Here is a 16,489-nt window from a genome sequence, read left to right on the forward strand (position 1 = left end):
GATGTTGTGGTGGATGGGCGAATGTTGGCCGACTGCTACAAGCGAAGGAGGCTGCCGCTCGTCATTCTGTCGATAGGGAGACGATTGATGTGTCGTCGGTACGCATGGCTCGTAAGGCGGAAGAAGAGCTCACCGCCGCGCTCGCAGGACTTCGTGCGATCAACGAGGAACTCGCGACCTTGGCAAGCGTGCATCGATTCCTCGCCATCACAGCAGCCACAGGTGCGAAAGAAGTGGGTGCATCGGCGCATCCCTTTATCGGTGTGGCACAACGGGCACGGATCTTAGCTGCACGGATTGATCGTGCCAGGGAAGGCATCACGGTAGTTCTTCCTCCAGGCCACGGATTCCAGGCAGGATTGCCGGCCCCTTTGGCGGCTGCAAAGAATAAATACCCTCGGCAAGATCGATAAGCATGATTCGCGTAGACGATAGATTTGACGAAGGTGCGGCGCTATGACCGACGTGTGGATGACTGCGAGTCTGGCGCTGTTGGCAGGCGCATGTATCGGCGGGGCAGTGTGGTGCATCATGGTGCGACGGATGGAGGACTTGCGCGCGCGTTTGGAGGCTCAGACCCTCCGCATGCAGGCCCACACAAAAGGGTGGGAACAATTCACAGATAAGGCCGTGCCGCTCTTTCCGGTTTTGACACGGCAACTTGAATCCGTTATTGCGGACACCGAATGCGCTGCGATGAATCTTGGTGAACGGTTTCGGATGATCGCCCCAAAAGCCACCGCTTTGACCAGCGTGTCCACTCGGCGCGGTTCTAGCCATCCCAACGGATGCGGGCCGTCTGTGCAAACGATACTCGACGGGATGGATGGCATGCTGACTCGAATCGTACAGGACTTCAGGACCTTAGCCGACATGTCTCCCCGAGCAGTTGCAGCGATCAGCGATGTGGAACGTTCAACCAGATCCGTGACCGCCATGTTGAGCGACATCGAAGGCATGGCTGACCAATCGGCGCTACTAGCGGTCAATGCCTCCATCGAGGCGGCACATGCCGGCGAGCATGGTCGTGGATTTGCCATTGTGGCGGATGAAGTGGGGAAACTGGCCAAGCGGTCGGCAGAGGTGTCGATGTCCATCAGGAAACTGGTGACGGCAATCCAGATGGGCATGCAGCATGCTCACATGGCCATCGGTGAAATTGCGACTTTCTCCGCTTCGCATGCCACTACCACACATGCCATCCAGACCGAAGTCCACGACTTAGCGGCGACCTTATGTCGATCCAATGCTGACTTGGACCGAGATGTCCAATCAGCCATGTCACTGGTCAAGGGGCTCATGGCTGACATTTCTCAAATTGTGGTGTCACTTCAATTTCAAGACATCGCACGCCAAAAACTGGAACATGTCATCGATCCCTTGGTGCGCTTGGAACGCGCATTGTTGTTGGCAAGAGCCGATGCGACATGTAGTGGCAGCGACGTGTGTGAGGCGCTACCAAGCCTGTCGGAACTGCAAGCGACCTACACGATGGCCAGCGAACGAATGGTCACTACCGCGATGGAAAAAGGGGGAGGTCCTCAGGTCTTCACTACCTCCGCGTCGCAGGCGGAGTCGGATGACACGGTGACACTGTTTTGATCAAGTTGGATGGACCTGAATCTGTTTCAGGGAGTACGCCGATTGCCCCCCCCTGCCGCTGTCCCTTGTTGCCGGGATGTACCGGATGGTGTCCGTCAATGAAGGCGAGTATTGGGTGGTGAGTGATTGCGTGAAGTAAGGGACCTTGCCTCCGGGCCAACGGACTGTTTTCCATGCAAGTTCCCTTTACGATCGACCATGTAAGGTGGAGGAGAGTCAACCCTCCGCTGTCCCCTGTCGGCGGAGAGTATTCAGCTACGCTCCATGACTCTGCAGTGGCCTGAACAGAATGGCAAGGTGGAACGTAGTCATTGCAGGTGAAGAAGAATTGCGGAATCGCTCGACTGGTCGACGGCTTCATGTCAGTAGCTTCGACTCTGTGCGTCTCGGAGTATGACTCTAAATCACAACTACTTCACCCTGGCTCTGCAGGGTGTGGGTAACTAACGGTGTCTTTTATCGCCGAACCTGTCATCACTATCTAAGCCGAGCAAGTACCAGGGGGGCCGCTAGCCATGATCTCTCAGAATTACAAGAACTACGAGTAGCCAATTCAAGGGAAGACTCCCACGGGAAACCTTATCAGCACTGCCAGGTCTGTCCCGAACGGAACGCGCTGTCATTCTTTCTCGTTATCATGCCCCCCACGCTTCAGCATACTCGCCTTGTTGTGTGTCGCCTGCATCCTCCTCTTAGCTGGGTATCTGGCAGGTGTATCGTACCCCGACCTCATGCCGCGAACCTTCTCCCTGCAAACAACTCCCCTCGACCCTTCACACCAACAGCCTGGTGTTACCATCAACCTCCCAGCGGTCGTTGCACCGGTGGATGACGGCCAACGGTACTATTATGTACAAGTGAATCTTGCTGTGGAGCTCGATCGTTCAGGAACCGCCGGCTTGATCCAGGCCCGCCACGAGGTGATCGACCGGAAGATTATGGAGGTGCTCCATACCTATTCCGTCAAGGAACTCCGTTCGGCCGGACTGCGGTCGACCTTGCGCACTGACATTCGACGCGTTATTAACCAATTGCTTCCGCAAGGTCATATTCGTAACGTCTACATCACGAATTGGTTGATGACACCGGTTGGACCCTAAGCCACTTTCCCAGGAGGATCTGTAAGGGCTTGTTAAGCACTCGCTCGGAGAGCATGCGAAGATCTGGCTTCTTTAGTCCGGCCGCAGCAAAGATGTCCACGATTTCGTTGGGCACTACCGCCGTTAAGCCGACTAGGCAATGGTATGTTCGAGTTCCGCATTGGTGGTGCGTTTTCTCGGCGTGTTCTTCGCCAGCATCGAACCCGCGGCCTGGAAGCATTCGACATCATCCGAATTCGGAAGGTCCCTCCTGCTGCACAGATAACGCACCGGCGTGCCAACGATCCGTCAGGGCATTGGGCAGACGTGCCGTACTGTCTTGCCGTCCCCTTGTGCAACAGGCAAGATTAAAAGTTGCTCCTGCGACTTGCCAGTCATTCAGACCAACCAGTCAACCTCGTGAAAACGGCCTCCACAAATGTCATACTTCTTCAGCAGCACCACGACTGCCTCGGCCTGGGTCAATTGCCGCCTGCCCCCCTCTCCCGCTGCTTTCAGTATAGATTGCGAGGGTCTGCTTGAGTTCGTCATCGAGTGCCTCCCCGTAAGCTGAGACACTCACTAATGAGAACTTTCTGGCAGTGACGTTGGCCCCGTTTCGAGACAACATTTAACCAGAGCAGACGACGTCTTCGACGATCGGTTGCCCCTGACGTTGTGCGACGAACTCGTTCGGGGTCAGGTGCCCAAGCGAGCTGTGAGGCCGGCGCTGATTGTAGTCCACGCGCCACGCTTCGATGATGGCTTGCGCTTCGACGAGCGAGGCAAACTGGTGCATGTTCAAACATTCGTCCCGCAGGCGCCCGTTAAACGATTCGATGAAGGCATGTTCCATCGGTTTTCCTGGTCGAATGAAGTCGAGTTGGACGCCCCGCCGATAGGCCCAATCCTCGAGCACTCGGGATTGGAATTCGGTGCCACGATCCACCGTGATCGAGCGGGGCACCGCTGGTGTGTCCAGCACACGATCGAGCACCTGACCAACCGTCTCTCCCGTCATCCGAAACCCTGCCTCTAGTAGGCGACTGTGCCGATTCATCCACGACCGTCAAGATTCGAAACGGTCGCCCGTCTGTCAGATCGTGAATACGCAGCGCAGCGCCGACTGATCCCTTGCGCGGCTGTGTCGATACCAGGAGGCTCGCCCAAACTGCCCCAACCGACAGGCCCGCGCACAACTCACCGAGAACGTATCTTGAAACCTGTGGGCCAATTCTCGGCGGCGAGCGAGCCTCAGACTTTTTTTCGGAGGGCCTCCGAGAGCATGTGCTTGTCGAGGGAGCGATCGGCCACCAGCCGTTTGAGCCGGGCGCTCTCCTCTTCCATTTGACTTGCCGTCGCTTTCGGGAGAGACGTCAAATCGGTGTTGACCACCTGTCGATTTCTGACCGCCGCTGTCCTCAGCGTGGCAGAAGACGAACTCGTCAACCTCAAATTCATGATTGGTCCTACGGTCTAGAGCTGGACTGCGGAAAAGTATCATCCGCAGCATCAATCCAATTGCGACTAATTAAAAAAGAAGAGCGCAGAAGTGGTGCCGTTAGGCGGGAAGACTGTCTATAACACTGTCTATAAACGAAGAAGAGAGGATCTGATGAAACGTAAGTGGAGGAAAAATTGGAGCGGGAAACGGGATTTGAACCCGCGACCCTCGCCTTGGCAAGGCTTCTCTAGCTGTTAGGACAGAAAGAGACGGAGTGTGCCGGAGTATTGCAAAGGGCGTGCATCACAAGCGTTTCGGCACTTTTTGGTGTGATGTAATGGTATTAAAGCAATTTGGTAATCGTGACTAAAACCGTGGCAGAACCGTGACCGCAACCGGGACCAATTCAGGACATTTTAGCTGTTATGAGAAGCGGTGAACGCACTCTGATAGGGCATCTCATGTACCCCTTAGTCTACGCCTACGGCTACCCTATGGAGAACGCCCCAATATGTGCTATTTCTGCCAACAGTGGCAGACTGTCAAAAGAAGGAGTCTCTAGAATGTCCGTGCCTAGTAAAATTCGGGGCGCTGTCTGTGGGAAATGTGGGTCAGAGGACGATGCGATTCAGCCCCTCTTCGACTTGGACATGGCATCCTCTCTCATACCGATGCGCTACGGCTCGCTCAAGACCTATCTATCTAAGCACAAGGAACAATATCCTCCACGCTACATGTTGACTTACGGGCATAGACGGATACGCATGTTGACCGCTACTGAGGTGAAAGCAATACGGACATCCGTGCTTCGAGGGCCGGGGCGATTTTTATGACGACCAATCGCTGGAACACCAGCAGGGGGAGTAGCTTGTCATCCTAAGTGTCTGGTCTCTCCTCCGGATTATCACATTCAAACTTACTTTTAAGAAACCGTAACACCTCTAACTGGACTTTTCGCGGAGCTCTTCTAATCTTTTCCAGAAGATTTAGAACGAGTTCATCGGGTGGCTTCTCTAAATTAGACCGCCCCTCATTGCATGTGGAACATAACACCCGAAGATTTTCGTCCTGGTCAGTACCGCCTTCTTTCTTGGGGATTATGTGATCTATTTGTAGCCTGACTCTACGGCTTGACCCATAGGGGTCTACCTCGCCGCCACCAGCACCACAGACTTGGCATGTATAGCCGTTCCGTGACAGGATCCTTGCTCGTTTTTTTTGATCAATTCCCGTGGCGATAACAGGCATAGGGTGAGGATCTTCTAAGAGATATTGGCCGGGCTTTAAATAGTCCCGGTCTCTATGGGTCAATATCTTATAACCTTCTTTTCCTCGTAGCTCTCTTATACGACGCTGATATGTGAGAATCATCGCGACATCTCTTAACTCTGCGGTGTCTATTATTCTTCCTTGATTCGCAAGGAAATATTCCCGTAGCCGTTTAAGGCCTGCTTCTTTATTTTTCTTCGATTCGGTCACTTCTTCTGAAGGCTCCTCCTTAATGCCTCCGCTACTGCCCTAGCAAGCATGGGAGGAACGGCATTTCCGATTTGGCGGGCCACCTCTATCTTTGAGCCTAAAAAGATGAAACTATCGGGGAAGGTTTGGAGTCGAGCTGCCTCTCGATGAGTGATTGGCCGGTGCGCCTCAGGGTGTAAATATCGGCCCTTTTCTGGTTTAAAAAATTCCGTCCTTATAGTTAACGCTGTTTTGTCCCACTCCAGTCTCCCAAACACATCGGTACTTCCCGTCCGCTTTCTTATCCAGCAGTTAGGGGCAAGGTCTGGGCGCTTCCTTACCAAGTCAAAACGATTACCTCCTGGAGGAACACACTTATATCGTAGGACGGATTTCTGTGTCGGATTACGCCCTATATGCCAATTTTGACCTGTTGGTTGTAGAGGAAGATCGCCGATAGCGTCTCTCACCGTTACCTTCTTGCCGGACGGTTGCGGAAGCTCAGGTTCGTGAAAGCCTCGCCGAATTCCAATAACAAAGGCACGCCGTCTAGCCTGCGGAACGTAAAAATCCGCGGCATTAAGGACTCCTTCGGTAACAATAAATCCTAGCTTCTCAAAAGCTCGTTTGATTTTTGGATATTGAACTGAGCGCAGTATTTCCGGAACATTCTCCATAACAAACGCGATTGGTTTCACTTCACGGGTTATTCTTAAATAGTGCCGCCACAATTCATTCATTTGCGCGTGGGCCTCGCGAGGTGACATTAGCCCAAGGGGTGAGAAACCCTGGCAGGGAGGACCACCAATAACTATGTCTGCGTTTACGGGAACATTGTTCAGTTTCTCAATTGGGCCTTGGTATACATCATGTCCAAAATTGAGATTGTAAGTCGCAGCGGCAGCGGCTTCTAACTCAACTCCGTAGACGGAGCGGAACCCTGCCTGCCGAAAACCCTCAGCCAGGCCACCAGCCCCTGAAAACAAATCAATAAAGGTATATTCCTTCAATGCCGTCCCGCCGCATTACCGCTATAACGATTGCAAATCGACTGCATTGGACAAACGCCGCACTTTGGTTCCCTTATTGTGCAAACTGTTCTACCAAGATCGAGGAGCGCCCAATTAAACTCTTTTGGCTTTCGTTTCGATACGAGTCGATCAACTGCGATCCACATTTCTTTATCTGTGTGTGGGCGCGATTTCTTACTTTTTATACCGAAAGCTCTAGATAAAACACGGCCTATATTTGGGTCGAACAACCCATATGACTTGTTAAATGCAAACACCAGGATGGCCCGTGCGGTGTAAGGCCCTATTCCAGGCAACTCGAGTAACTTCTTCTCGTCGCAAGGGACTAACCGATCATGGTCTTCGACAAGAGCTTTCAAGGCCTGCCTTAGCTGTTTGTATCTACCAGCTCGACCGAGTGGAGCCAAAATTTCTTGCAGATCTATGTCATTAGCGGAGAAGGCCCGTTCCAACGTTGGAAACCGCTCGAGAAAAGCTAAATAAACAGGGACAGTCTGTGCGGCCCCAGTTCTCTGGAGCATGAATTCAGCCAAGAGCACCTTGTAAGGATCGGACGAAGTCCTCCAAGGATAGCTTTGCCGATTTTTGCGATACCAGCGAAGGAGCGTCGTTGAAATTGCGATCTTATTTCTTCCTATCTACCTAACAATATAGCTCGAACAGGTAGGCACTATGGTTCGCCTGTGATATGGCTGGCTTTATTGGGCCTGCCAAGGAAAGGGAGTAATATCAGGATAGTCTTCGACATAGGTCTTCAATTCATCTTTATCGAGACCATACCACTCATCATAGGGATATCGCCGGTAGAACTCACTCAATCGTTCGCGAAAATGCTCGTCTGCAATGCTATTCAGTCGGCCTTTTCTTAGGGAGAGGAGCGAGTTCAGATCGGCTCTGGGAACTCTTAGTGTTATCATAAAATCCACGCCCATCTTTTCGGCAAATCCTACCTTTACGTCGGGCGGGAGATAAAACCACTTTAGATTTATTCGAGCATGTTGGGTGATTATGTTTTTCCAGCTCTTAGCTGTTTTCGTCTCTTTGGCTTTTCCTTCCACCTGCCGAAACTCACGTATTTCGCACAGAGTTACATCTCTTCCATTTGTCACATCGCAATCTTGACTAGCGACAATAGCTGCCACCGGGCGGACGCCAACCAAGGCCGTAACAGGTTCCCCGGACTTTGAGATATCGGACCACGACATTTCTACAGGCTCATCTTCTTTAACGACTAAAACCCGGGACAAGGACAAATCAATACGCGGAAGCCCGATGAAAATATCACCTTGCCGGATGGGATCCGATAGGGTTGGATACTCATAAATCATCCGTGTGCCCAATCGATCCCGCGACGTCCATCTGCTTCCGCCATTTTTCGTCGCTCTTCCTCGGCCTCAAAAAGGATGTTAAGTGCAATTCGCCGAGCTTCAGACAGCGTTATGGACCTATATCGCTGTCTGAAACTAAAGTGTGCCGCTGAGGTTCGATAACGCATATCAGAAGAGGTAAAGCCAACCCCAGTCGTGCTGGTACTGACCATGAGAGCCATTGCTACTGCGACGCCGAATGCATCGCGCACTATTTCGAAACCGGCTTTCGGCCGATAAAAGTCCGCTGGCGCCGGTTCAAAACTTTCAACCGCTATATGTGCTGTGGAAGTGTTATTCACCGGAAAACTGCCTATGAAGATCACCTTCTATCAACGTGAAAAACCATTTGTCTGCAAGATCGTGCGCTGCATCAAGCCAACCCATAAAGTCTTCGGAAAGCTTGGGTACATCATTGCCATTGGAGATAACGATTGTCTCCCAGATTAATGACGGGCGCCCATTCCTTTCGCCGGTTCCGAACCTTAGCTTTATTCTTCCTTTGGGTCGTTCCACGCCATATGAAACTTGCCATTTGAATGAAGCAGGCTTGTCCTGTACTCGGGCTTCCTTGAATAAGGCGCTAGGTAACTCTAGCCTCGTCTTCATCTTCTCTTTCATGAAATGGAAAATATTCTCCTTCGGATGGTTAAACTCAACTGCGTCTATGTACCAGAGCGCCAGTGATTTCGGCTTCAGCGAGGTAGGGGATGGGTATGACTCGACGAAATTTGCTATGGCCTTTTCACATCGCGACCGAAACTCCGGCCAGTGATACTTCTCGGTTTCATTCACGCTCAGCAGACCAGGCCCCAACTGTACGAGTGGCCATTCTCCAGCCTCGGTGCGAAAACGATGCTGAGGCAAATTCTTCACCATCTCGTCCGGAATCGTAGAAGAAGGGAGAGGTTCGTGCACTGTGTAATCCTTCATAACACGCTCAAAAAACCTGCCCAGCAATATTCTATAGTTTGGATCCACAGGCGATGACTTATTTTCCTCTGCTGCCTCCCACTTAAACTCTAATATTGCCTCTACAAGCGGTTTGTTTTTTAGACTTTGGGGCTGCATTGCTTCTCCTAGATAATGCAGTTTCGCAGTTTAACCAGCTCGCTAATCAAAAGCCAGTAGCCACCAGCAGCCGAAAGGTGCAATGCAAGAACCATTGTCAATAAAACAACGCCATCGAAACGATATGCAGGCTTCGTACCATCTCCGTAGCAGAGTCAGCCGAGCCCCTTCAGTCTGGCCATAATTGGACCGTGTTTGACCATCTTTCTCGCTTGCAATAGCCTGTCACCACCCTATTACCTTCGCTGATTCTGAAAAAGGCGAAAAATCTACCGGTCATTCTAAAATAGCCATTTCTGGAAAATTCTTCGTGTGCGTATCTAAATGCCAAGCGGGAGGGGCTTTTTCCTCTGCCGGGGGGGCCTTCGAGTGGCAATACGACACGACGCTTGCGTCGTGCCTTAATTAACATGAAAAAAATGCCTGGCCCCCGGCTGAGCAATAGCCCAACCGGGAGGGGTTTCAGTAAGCCAGGGGATGATACGCTTTGCGCCCTTTCACAAAGCGTCCATGGCGCTGTTCATTCCGCGCACCATGAAGCCGACAGACTCCCACGGGGCTAGTAACCACTAGCACCTAAACAACAACCCTCACATCTACCTGGACCATAACCAGCACCACCCAGGCATCCAGGAAGCCTCAGTGTAGAAGTAGCGTTTAGAGATCGGCTTGTCATTTTCCACCTGCTTGGACAGCGGCCAACTCGTCAACGACACTGTACTGTTGTTCCTTGGTTCGGAGAGTCTGGCGGGCGGTTTTAGTTACAATCCGTACCCTGCCTCTAAAAACTTTGTTCCTGAATATCCTTGTGCTCATGCGATCACCCCTGGTTGGCCGTTTCCCAGCCGCCAGTACCCACGCAAGCCAAAACTTATGCGAAGGTGACCACTTGCCTTTGAGGGGCACTGTGCAGGTCATAAAGAGCTGGGTTCCCATCCAGTCTCCAGGCGTTATGATCTTAAACCACAGAAACGACCTCTCTCCGCCTCCAAACATATGCTTCTTGTCACCTTTCAAGAAAACAAGGTCATAATCTCCCTCTGGGACACGGGCAGGGATATCGGAGTTTAGGGGAAACTCGATATCTCCATCTGCATTATTAACGGGCATGGCGTTCCTCATTTATTACCGCTGGCCGAAAGCCTCGCTCAATAATTCGTCTCACGGCTGACTCCGGAATGCGAACAGCCCGCAGGGATGGCCGCACCGTTTCCACGCGCCGATTTAGGATCATGCGCCGAATGGTGGCAGGCTTGAGGCCAAGCCGGGCCGCTGCTTCGCCTACTGTTAATAGTCTTTCGTCTAGTACCATGGCTCTCCTTCGCTCCGGGTGATTGACAATCGTCTCTCTGTTGCTTCATCATATATCTGTGACTTTACTTCTTCAAGTATCGCAACCGGTTGTTGCGTGAAATCTTGAATCGAGACCAGGTAATGCAACCAAACCCCGACGAACCAATGCCGTGCGACGAAGAGCGCTCGCTCGCCAGGGTAGGCTTGTATCGGCACACCAGAACAGGGGGCCAACAAATAGACTATGCGGCTCTCCTAGGATGGTTTGTGAAGTTCTCAAGTACTGATCTCGCCGCAATTACCCCCGCTGAGCTGTTACTTTTTCGTGAAGAATTCAGCGCTCTTCAGAGGAAGGCGCTCAAAGACATCATGGGAACATATGTCGTTGAAATTGAGGAATCCGAAGCCAAGAGCTTTCATGCTGCTAAGAAATCCATCGCTCGCTACCTAGGTGAATTAACGCAGACAGGAATAGTTACCTTAGGCCCTTTCCATTTGACTGTTGGAATCCAGCTACCGAGATTCTTCAAGGATCCTGACCCGAACCCACCGTTCGCTATCGCGACGGGGGAACATGTGGGACCAGGCAACGGCCAGGGAGTGATTTACCTCTTTGCCAAAGCAGTGCGATGCGCAGGAGATCGTTTGAGATGTTGCGAACGCTGTTCCGCTCTCTTCGTGCAGGCGAGACGAAAGCAGCGTTATTGCTCTCGCGACTGCCAACAGGTCGCATCCATGCGCAACCTACGAGCGCGTCCGAAAACTAAACCTCACAAACCGCGATCAAGGAGGGCTAACGATGGCTCGAAAAAACGGGCAGGATAGAGGCATCACCCAACGCAAGGGGCGGGAAGGCTGGTGGGTACGGCTATATATTGAAGGACGGGAACGCTGGTTCCGTTGTGATACCAAAACCCAGGCGAGAGCCCTTTACGGGAGATTGAAAGCTGAGCAACGAGAGGGAAAGTATTTCGAAAAGGCCAAGGCCGTTCCATTTCGAGAAATCGCTGAGGAGTATCTACAAATCACTGATTCGCGCCGTCGCAGAAAAGGTGATGACAGGGCGCGTATGAATCGCTGGCTTGTGGCGTTTGGTGAGCAGGACGCGGCCACAATCACTGCTCGCCAAATTGAGAAACTTTTAGCGGATCTTCAAACCGAGGGAAAGGAACCTGCGACCCTCATTCGACACCTTACCGTTCTCAAAGCTGCTTTCAATCGCGCCAAGCGGCTGGGCCTCTTGCGAGAAAATCCTGCTGCTTTCGTGAAAACGGCCAAACCTAATAATGTTCTCGTTCGGTATCTCACGCCCGCTCAGGAATCGGCATTGCTCGAACGGTTGCCCGCCCAATACCGTCCCATCGTCATTACCGCGATGCATACCGGCTTAAGGCAAGGTGAATTGCTTAGGTTGTCATGGGCTGACGTGGATTGGAATATAGGGGTGGTCACGATCCATGAAACCAAGGCCGGGGAACGGCGACGTGTGCCTATGAACTCGACAGTTGTGGGACTTCTGACTGATCTGAGGCGAGAATCAACCAGTTCACAGCTTGACCCAATCTTTCCCCATGACGGACGTTATCTCCGTCGTGCCTTTGTTAAGGCCGTAAAGAGCTCTGGACTGACTCCATTTCGCTTTCATGACCTCAGGCATACCTTTGCCTCACGCCTAGCTATGCAAGGCGTGAATGACCGAACGCTCATGGCTCTGGGTGGGTGGAAGTCCCCGGCGATGCTGACTCGTTACGCGCACCTTTCCCCCGCCCACCTGTGGCAGGCAGTCGAAGGCCTTACGAAAGTTGGAACCGTGACCAAAACCGTGACCAAAGGAGAATTGGTGGAAAAGGGTATGTATAAGTAGTTGAAGTTTTGGAGCGGGAAACGGGATTTGAACCCGCGACCCTCGCCTTGGCAAGGCGATGCTCTACCACTGAGCTATTCCCGCTTGCTCCGAAAATGAAGAAGCGGGATTGTACCGAGCAGGGCATGGACTGTCAAGCGGCTCGGAGCTGAGTAGGACGTCCACTGCATCGAGGCCATGCGACAGATACAGAACCGCTCATCGTACCGCGTAGGCCAAACAGCGCTCCCGCTGCGCCGTTTTGAGAAGCAACAGACTCAGCCTTTCGACTCAGGCCATCCTGCGACTTCTGTCCACTTGACGGGCTATAGGGGCTTGAGTAGAGTGAATTCCCATGTCGGCTTCACTTCCATCATCCCGTAGCGAGGTAGCCCCAGCGTGACCTCTCGCCCGCAGCAGTCCATCCCGTTTGCGGCACAGGCAATCCCCTTCGACGAGTATCTGGCGACAGGCAAGATCCCAGACGGCCTCATCACCAGCGAGTATGTCGGCGAACAGTTTGTGGAACGACTGGTTCACTACGTCCTCAGTGTTCCCGCCGGCAGCTATACCATGGCGCAACTCAGCCGCCTCCTTGAACAGTTGGACCCGCGCACCCAAGTATTTTTCTTCAAGCGTCTGAAGGAAAACAGCCCCGACAGCCTCAAGGATTTCGCCCCACTCTATTATGGTTTCATGAACGAATTTCATTCCCTCCTGTTTACGTAGATCGCCGTTCGACAAAAAAATACCTTGTCGCACCTTCAATCTAGGGTATAATCGCGAGAACTTATTTCACGGACCGAAGGAGATTTATGAATCCCACGTTACAACGCGCCGTCACAAGTTTTTATAACCTGGTGTACGAGGCCCAGACCTTCGCAACCACCATGGCCCGAATCGATACCGCTGAACAGGAACACTACGCCGGCCGAATCGAGGGCCTGAATTGGGTGCTGGATCGCTGCCAAGAGCTCGAAGACATGGATGCGAACATTACGCCCACCACGTTGCAGCGCGTGCTGACGGAAGTGAAATCGGACTTGGACCATGAGCTCTCCGTGCAACGTCGTGAAAAGGGGCGCCGCGCGGACGGACGCGAGGAAGCGCTGACGTTCGTGGCAGATTACCTGTCGAGCTTGATCACGGCTACCGAGATCGAATCCGCCAAGACCTCCGTTTGACCGCCTATCGATCGTTCTTAGGCTTTTCCTCCGTCATGGCCTCCTCCGAGGGCGACTATGGCCCGTGAATGGATCGTCTTCGCCATCTGCCTCGGGCTAGGAGGCCACATTGCCCTTGCGGTTGTGCTGCATGCCCCGGACCTCTGGCCTTGGAGCAAGGCCTGGCTGTACGGACTTCTCTCCGGCTTGGCCCTTTATGTTGTAGTCCAACTCCTGCGCTCGGTTTGGTGGCTACGTCGAGGCAAGAACAGCGACGATCCCTGACCACATTGCACAGGACGGTCCTCGATCGGTAGAATACGCACCATGCAACGTCCCCCGCATAGCCCCGTCCCCCCTGGATGGCCGCCCCGCGCTGGCCGCCCGCGCCCTCACGGCTCGCCTCCGCCGGAAAGGCAAGGGGATCAGTATGAATCCTTCAATGCTTCGCTGCTCTATTGCAACCAATGCCGCCAGGCAACACCGACTCGTCAACGATTGCTCCTCGTCCTCCCGAGCGGGAATCTTTACGAGTACCTCTGTGCCCGATGCGGAACCGCCACCGGCTCCAAGACCGAACGACCCCCCGCAGAGGGCGGACTCGTTATTCCCTGACAACGTGGTGGCGGGTGACCGGTTACGGCAGGATCGCGGGAAGACGGCAGAACGTCTAAGCGACTTGGTCGAGGGGGATTCCCTCATCAATTAACATGACGGGGATGTCTTCGCGGATCGGGTACAAGATCTTATTGTCAGACCGTACAAGGCCGCCGTCGAGTTTCTCCGTAACCGGTTTCTGCACCTTATTCTTCAGGGCCCCACGCGCGATAGCGGCATTTAATTTTTCCACCAGCCGATCATCGGCGAGCGTGACGGCTTGCTTGGTTTCCGGACAACACAGAATGGCGAGGAGTTCCTTGTCGATACTCACGTCGTTCCCACCTCATTGATGATCCCCGCGCACATGCGTACCACAACTGACGCACGGGTTGTTGACGGAAAGATAGTCCAACTGATCGGAGAGATCAAGCAGATACCACATCTCCCGGTTTCTCTGGTATCGTAGCTCTTCGTATTGAACCTCCGACGACCGATCGAGGAGACTTCCATGGCACTCTCCCACCGGCTTGGGCGCATCTTTCTCACGGGCCTTCTCGTGCTCCTCCCGGCTTGGACGACATTTCTAATCCTCGTCACCATGTTCGATGCACTGGACTCATTTCTACTGACCCTCGTCGGGGGCGGGATGGAACCCTACGCTCCGGGCCTGGGACTCCTCATCCTGATCGCCATGGTGCTGATAGCCGGGGCGGTTGCCACCCACGTGTTGGGGCAACAGCTGGTCCAGTGGACGGAACGGACCCTTGAACGCATCCCCTTGATCAGGAGCATCTATCTGACCTTGAAGAGCATGACGGACCTGTTGAACTATCGCGCACGCTTCGGACGCAGCACGGTCGTGGCCTTTCCTTTCCCGCGTGATGGCCTCTGGGCATTGGGATTCGTGATGGGGTCTCCGCCGCCGGCCTTGCAAGTCGCCCCCATGGCTGAACTGGTCATGGTGTTTGTTCCGACCGCCATCCATCCGTTTACCGGGTATCTGGCGATGATTCCGAAAACACAGCTGCAACCGCTCAATCTCCTCCCGGAGGAAGCCTTGAAATTAGAGTTCTCCGCGGGACTCTATCGCCCCCTACCAGGCTGGCTCACCACACCTACCAGGGAACCCACATGAGCCCGGCAGATCGGTTCCATGTCCGTCCCGCAACGGTCCAGGACCTTGAGGTTTTGACGGACTTCAGCGCCGCCATGGCGCTAGAAACCGAACAACGCACCTTAGATCGCGCACGACTCCGCCTGGGCACCCAGGCGGTGTTCGACCAACCGGCGCGCGGACAGTATTACGTCGCCGACTTGCGCCATGGACCTCAGGACGATACAGTGACGATAGGCCAGTTGCTCATCACATACGAGTGGAGCGATTGGCGCAACGCGCAGTTCTGGTGGATTCAAAGCGTGTACGTCCACCCAGCCTGGCGCAACCAGGGGGTGTATCGGCAGATGCATACCACCGTGCTGGCCCTCGCCCATTCGCATCCGGACGTGTGCGGCGTCCGTCTCTACGTAGAGCGCCGCAACAGCATCGCCAAGCAGGTCTATACCAGAGTCGGTCTTTCCACATCGTGTTACGATATCTATGAGGTTGATTTCGTCCTCCCGTCCCATTCTCTTGATTGAGAGCCTAGCCAATGGCGCCGTTCGACGTCGATGAACCAAGGAGCCTTGCCCATGAAATATGCCACAGTACTCCTCGCTCTGTTGATACTCACGTTGAATGCCTGCGCATTCAGTCGCGGCACACTCGGCGATGAGTTGAAGACCGAGACGATCAACTCCATCAAGAAGGGCGTGACGACCCGGGCCGAGGTCCTGGCAAAATTGGGGGCCCCGGACCGCATCGTGCAGCTGAACGGACGTGATCTCTTTCAGTACTATCGCTATGACGCGAAAGTCGGCAGTTTACTGTTGATCATCTTGAATTTCTCGCGCGTCACCATCAAGAGCGATGACCTCTTCGTCCTCGTCGACCGAGATGGCGTGGTCGAGGAGGTGATCGCCTCGAAACGAACTGAAGGCCTTGAGTTCCGATTCTGGCCGTTCGGGGATTAAGACCATGCCGATCCGAGGATGGCGAGGAGCCCTCTTGTGGTCGCTCGTGGGCACCATGGTGCTGACGGGTTGCAATGTCGCTAGCCTAACCATCAATACGCCCCTGACGGTGGACCATGTGGCCTTTATTACGGAAGGCCGCACGACGCTGACCGACGTCGTCGAACGATTAGGGGCGCCGGACAGCATGGCCGATTCGGAGACCGGAACCATCGTCACCTACCGGTTTCTCAACGCCAAATACTCGCGAGTCAACTTTGGCTGGTTGCTGAAACCCTTCTCCCCCGTCGATCCCGACCTGGTTTTCTCGCGTTCAGGTCTCGGAACAGATGCCTATGAGCTGATCTGCAACGAGAACTGGGTCGTCATTCACCAGGCCTTCGTCCGTCAGCCGCCTGCGCAACGGCTCTTCACCCCCTACCCTTTCTGACCTGCGCGCAACGCGAGACGACAACTGAATTGCCGCCC

The 16,489-nt window shown here is 53.7% G+C and carries 21 protein-coding genes and 1 tRNA gene; 11 read left to right on the forward strand and 11 right to left on the reverse strand.

Features of this window, described 5'->3' with window-relative positions; translation table 11 throughout:
- Window positions 1–89: 89 nt before the first annotated feature.
- The 3 genes from HRU82_09730 (at window position 90) to HRU82_09740 (ending at window position 2,702) form a co-directional block, all read left to right on the forward strand.
- Window positions 90–413, forward strand: a complete 324-nt coding sequence (locus tag HRU82_09730; protein QOJ35211.1) for a hypothetical protein — start codon at window positions 90–92, stop codon at window positions 411–413.
- A 130-nt stretch (window positions 414–543) separates the two neighbouring features.
- On the forward strand, window positions 544–1,602 hold the full coding sequence (locus HRU82_09735; protein QOJ35212.1) for a hypothetical protein: 1,059 nt from the start codon (window positions 544–546) through the stop codon (window positions 1,600–1,602).
- A 731-nt stretch (window positions 1,603–2,333) separates the two neighbouring features.
- A complete protein-coding gene (locus tag HRU82_09740; GenBank protein ID QOJ35213.1) occupies window positions 2,334–2,702 on the forward strand; it encodes a flagellar basal body-associated FliL family protein in 369 nt (122 codons plus the stop codon).
- A gap of 378 nt (window positions 2,703–3,080) precedes the next feature.
- Here the strand turns inward: HRU82_09740 and HRU82_09745 are convergent, their stop codons facing one another.
- The 9 genes from HRU82_09745 to HRU82_09785 all read right to left on the reverse strand — a co-directional run bounded on the left by HRU82_09745 (window position 3,081) and on the right by HRU82_09785 (window position 10,364).
- Complete coding sequence (locus HRU82_09745) at window positions 3,081–3,233, reverse strand: hypothetical protein (protein ID QOJ35214.1); 153 nt, start codon at window positions 3,231–3,233, stop codon at window positions 3,081–3,083.
- Window positions 3,234–3,312: 79 nt separating this feature from the next.
- Entirely contained in the window at window positions 3,313–3,741 is a 429-nt protein-coding gene (locus HRU82_09750) for a transposase family protein (GenBank protein ID QOJ35215.1), read from the reverse strand.
- A 1,260-nt stretch (window positions 3,742–5,001) separates the two neighbouring features.
- On the reverse strand, window positions 5,002–5,496 hold the full coding sequence (locus tag HRU82_09755) for an HNH endonuclease (GenBank protein ID QOJ37166.1): 495 nt from the start codon (window positions 5,494–5,496) through the stop codon (window positions 5,002–5,004).
- Window positions 5,497–5,600: 104 nt separating this feature from the next.
- On the reverse strand, window positions 5,601–6,593 hold the full coding sequence (locus HRU82_09760) for a DNA cytosine methyltransferase (GenBank protein QOJ35216.1): 993 nt from the start codon (window positions 6,591–6,593) through the stop codon (window positions 5,601–5,603).
- Window positions 6,590–7,147, reverse strand: coding sequence for an A/G-specific adenine glycosylase (locus HRU82_09765; GenBank protein ID QOJ35217.1), 558 nt, complete (start codon window positions 7,145–7,147; stop codon window positions 6,590–6,592). Before HRU82_09765 ends, HRU82_09760 begins: the two co-directional genes overlap by 4 nt.
- A gap of 165 nt (window positions 7,148–7,312) precedes the next feature.
- Window positions 7,313–7,942: a hypothetical protein gene (locus HRU82_09770; protein ID QOJ35218.1), complete on the reverse strand. Its 630-nt coding sequence runs from the start codon at window positions 7,940–7,942 to the stop codon at window positions 7,313–7,315.
- Window positions 7,943–8,275: 333 nt separating this feature from the next.
- Entirely contained in the window at window positions 8,276–9,052 is a 777-nt protein-coding gene (locus tag HRU82_09775) for a TIGR04255 family protein (protein ID QOJ35219.1), read from the reverse strand.
- Between the two features lie 672 nt (window positions 9,053–9,724).
- Entirely contained in the window at window positions 9,725–10,162 is a 438-nt protein-coding gene (locus HRU82_09780) for a hypothetical protein (GenBank protein ID QOJ35220.1), read from the reverse strand.
- Complete coding sequence (locus HRU82_09785) at window positions 10,152–10,364, reverse strand: helix-turn-helix domain-containing protein (GenBank protein ID QOJ35221.1); 213 nt, start codon at window positions 10,362–10,364, stop codon at window positions 10,152–10,154. The genes HRU82_09780 and HRU82_09785 overlap by 11 nt, the downstream gene beginning before the upstream one ends.
- 780 nt (window positions 10,365–11,144) lie before the next feature.
- On the opposite strand from HRU82_09785, the gene HRU82_09790 reads away from it, so the two are divergent.
- A complete protein-coding gene (locus HRU82_09790) occupies window positions 11,145–12,209 on the forward strand; it encodes a site-specific integrase (GenBank protein ID QOJ35222.1) in 1,065 nt (354 codons plus the stop codon).
- 9 nt (window positions 12,210–12,218) lie between these two features.
- On the opposite strand, the gene HRU82_09795 is transcribed toward HRU82_09790, so the two are convergent.
- Window positions 12,219–12,293: transfer RNA gene (locus HRU82_09795), tRNA-Gly, on the reverse strand.
- Between the two features lie 294 nt (window positions 12,294–12,587).
- Between HRU82_09795 and HRU82_09800 the strand changes: the two genes are divergently transcribed.
- The 3 genes from HRU82_09800 (at window position 12,588) to HRU82_09810 (ending at window position 13,636) form a co-directional block, all read left to right on the forward strand.
- Window positions 12,588–12,917: a hypothetical protein gene (locus HRU82_09800; GenBank protein ID QOJ35223.1), complete on the forward strand. Its 330-nt coding sequence runs from the start codon at window positions 12,588–12,590 to the stop codon at window positions 12,915–12,917.
- Between the two features lie 86 nt (window positions 12,918–13,003).
- Complete coding sequence (locus HRU82_09805; protein ID QOJ35224.1) at window positions 13,004–13,372, forward strand: hypothetical protein; 369 nt, start codon at window positions 13,004–13,006, stop codon at window positions 13,370–13,372.
- Between the two features lie 57 nt (window positions 13,373–13,429).
- Complete coding sequence (locus HRU82_09810) at window positions 13,430–13,636, forward strand: hypothetical protein (GenBank protein QOJ35225.1); 207 nt, start codon at window positions 13,430–13,432, stop codon at window positions 13,634–13,636.
- A 385-nt stretch (window positions 13,637–14,021) separates the two neighbouring features.
- Here HRU82_09810 and HRU82_09815 read toward each other — a convergent pair whose 3' ends face one another.
- On the reverse strand, window positions 14,022–14,282 hold the full coding sequence (locus tag HRU82_09815) for a hypothetical protein (GenBank protein QOJ35226.1): 261 nt from the start codon (window positions 14,280–14,282) through the stop codon (window positions 14,022–14,024).
- A gap of 177 nt (window positions 14,283–14,459) precedes the next feature.
- Here HRU82_09815 and HRU82_09820 point away from each other — a divergent pair, with 177 nt between their 5' ends.
- From HRU82_09820 to HRU82_09835, 4 genes are read left to right on the forward strand one after another with little or no spacing between them, the layout of a single operon-like run.
- Window positions 14,460–15,086 (forward strand): DUF502 domain-containing protein, encoded by a 627-nt coding sequence (locus HRU82_09820; GenBank protein QOJ35227.1) that lies wholly within the window; start codon window positions 14,460–14,462, stop codon window positions 15,084–15,086.
- The gene (locus tag HRU82_09825; GenBank protein QOJ35228.1) at window positions 15,083–15,589 is read left to right on the forward strand and encodes a GNAT family N-acetyltransferase; all 507 of its coding nucleotides are present in this window, start codon (window positions 15,083–15,085) and stop codon (window positions 15,587–15,589) included. Before HRU82_09820 ends, HRU82_09825 begins: the two co-directional genes overlap by 4 nt.
- Before the next feature lie 51 nt (window positions 15,590–15,640).
- A complete protein-coding gene (locus tag HRU82_09830; GenBank protein ID QOJ35229.1) occupies window positions 15,641–16,021 on the forward strand; it encodes a hypothetical protein in 381 nt (126 codons plus the stop codon).
- Between the two features lie 4 nt (window positions 16,022–16,025).
- Window positions 16,026–16,451 (forward strand): hypothetical protein, encoded by a 426-nt coding sequence (locus HRU82_09835; protein QOJ35230.1) that lies wholly within the window; start codon window positions 16,026–16,028, stop codon window positions 16,449–16,451.
- Window positions 16,452–16,489: the final 38 nt, after the last annotated feature.

This window comes from Nitrospira sp., assembly GCA_015709715.1.
Classification (GTDB): Bacteria; Nitrospirota; Nitrospiria; order Nitrospirales; family Nitrospiraceae; genus Nitrospira_A.

What these genes read in the sequence shown, in the direction of transcription:
- HRU82_09735 (QOJ35212.1), top strand. Translation starts at nt 544, where the DNA reads ATGGAGGACTTGCGCGCGCGTTTGGAGGCTCAGACCCTCCGCATGCAG.
- HRU82_09740 (QOJ35213.1), top strand. Translation starts at nt 2,334, where the DNA reads ATGCCGCGAACCTTCTCCCTGCAAACAACTCCCCTCGACCCTTCACAC.
- HRU82_09745 (QOJ35214.1), bottom strand. Translation starts at nt 3,233, where the DNA reads ATGACGAACTCAAGCAGACCCTCGCAATCTATACTGAAAGCAGCGGGA.
- HRU82_09750 (QOJ35215.1), bottom strand. Translation starts at nt 3,741, where the DNA reads ATGAATCGGCACAGTCGCCTACTAGAGGCAGGGTTTCGGATGACGGGA.
- HRU82_09755 (QOJ37166.1), bottom strand. Translation starts at nt 5,496, where the DNA reads ATGATTCTCACATATCAGCGTCGTATAAGAGAGCTACGAGGAAAAGAA.
- HRU82_09770 (QOJ35218.1), bottom strand. Translation starts at nt 7,942, where the DNA reads ATGATTTATGAGTATCCAACCCTATCGGATCCCATCCGGCAAGGTGAT.
- HRU82_09775 (QOJ35219.1), bottom strand. Translation starts at nt 9,052, where the DNA reads ATGCAGCCCCAAAGTCTAAAAAACAAACCGCTTGTAGAGGCAATATTA.
- HRU82_09780 (QOJ35220.1), bottom strand. Translation starts at nt 10,162, where the DNA reads ATGCCCGTTAATAATGCAGATGGAGATATCGAGTTTCCCCTAAACTCC.
- HRU82_09785 (QOJ35221.1), bottom strand. Translation starts at nt 10,364, where the DNA reads ATGGTACTAGACGAAAGACTATTAACAGTAGGCGAAGCAGCGGCCCGG.
- HRU82_09790 (QOJ35222.1), top strand. Translation starts at nt 11,145, where the DNA reads ATGGCTCGAAAAAACGGGCAGGATAGAGGCATCACCCAACGCAAGGGG.
- HRU82_09805 (QOJ35224.1), top strand. Translation starts at nt 13,004, where the DNA reads ATGAATCCCACGTTACAACGCGCCGTCACAAGTTTTTATAACCTGGTG.
- HRU82_09810 (QOJ35225.1), top strand. Translation starts at nt 13,430, where the DNA reads ATGGCCCGTGAATGGATCGTCTTCGCCATCTGCCTCGGGCTAGGAGGC.
- HRU82_09820 (QOJ35227.1), top strand. Translation starts at nt 14,460, where the DNA reads ATGGCACTCTCCCACCGGCTTGGGCGCATCTTTCTCACGGGCCTTCTC.
- HRU82_09825 (QOJ35228.1), top strand. Translation starts at nt 15,083, where the DNA reads ATGAGCCCGGCAGATCGGTTCCATGTCCGTCCCGCAACGGTCCAGGAC.
- HRU82_09830 (QOJ35229.1), top strand. Translation starts at nt 15,641, where the DNA reads ATGAAATATGCCACAGTACTCCTCGCTCTGTTGATACTCACGTTGAAT.
- HRU82_09835 (QOJ35230.1), top strand. Translation starts at nt 16,026, where the DNA reads ATGCCGATCCGAGGATGGCGAGGAGCCCTCTTGTGGTCGCTCGTGGGC.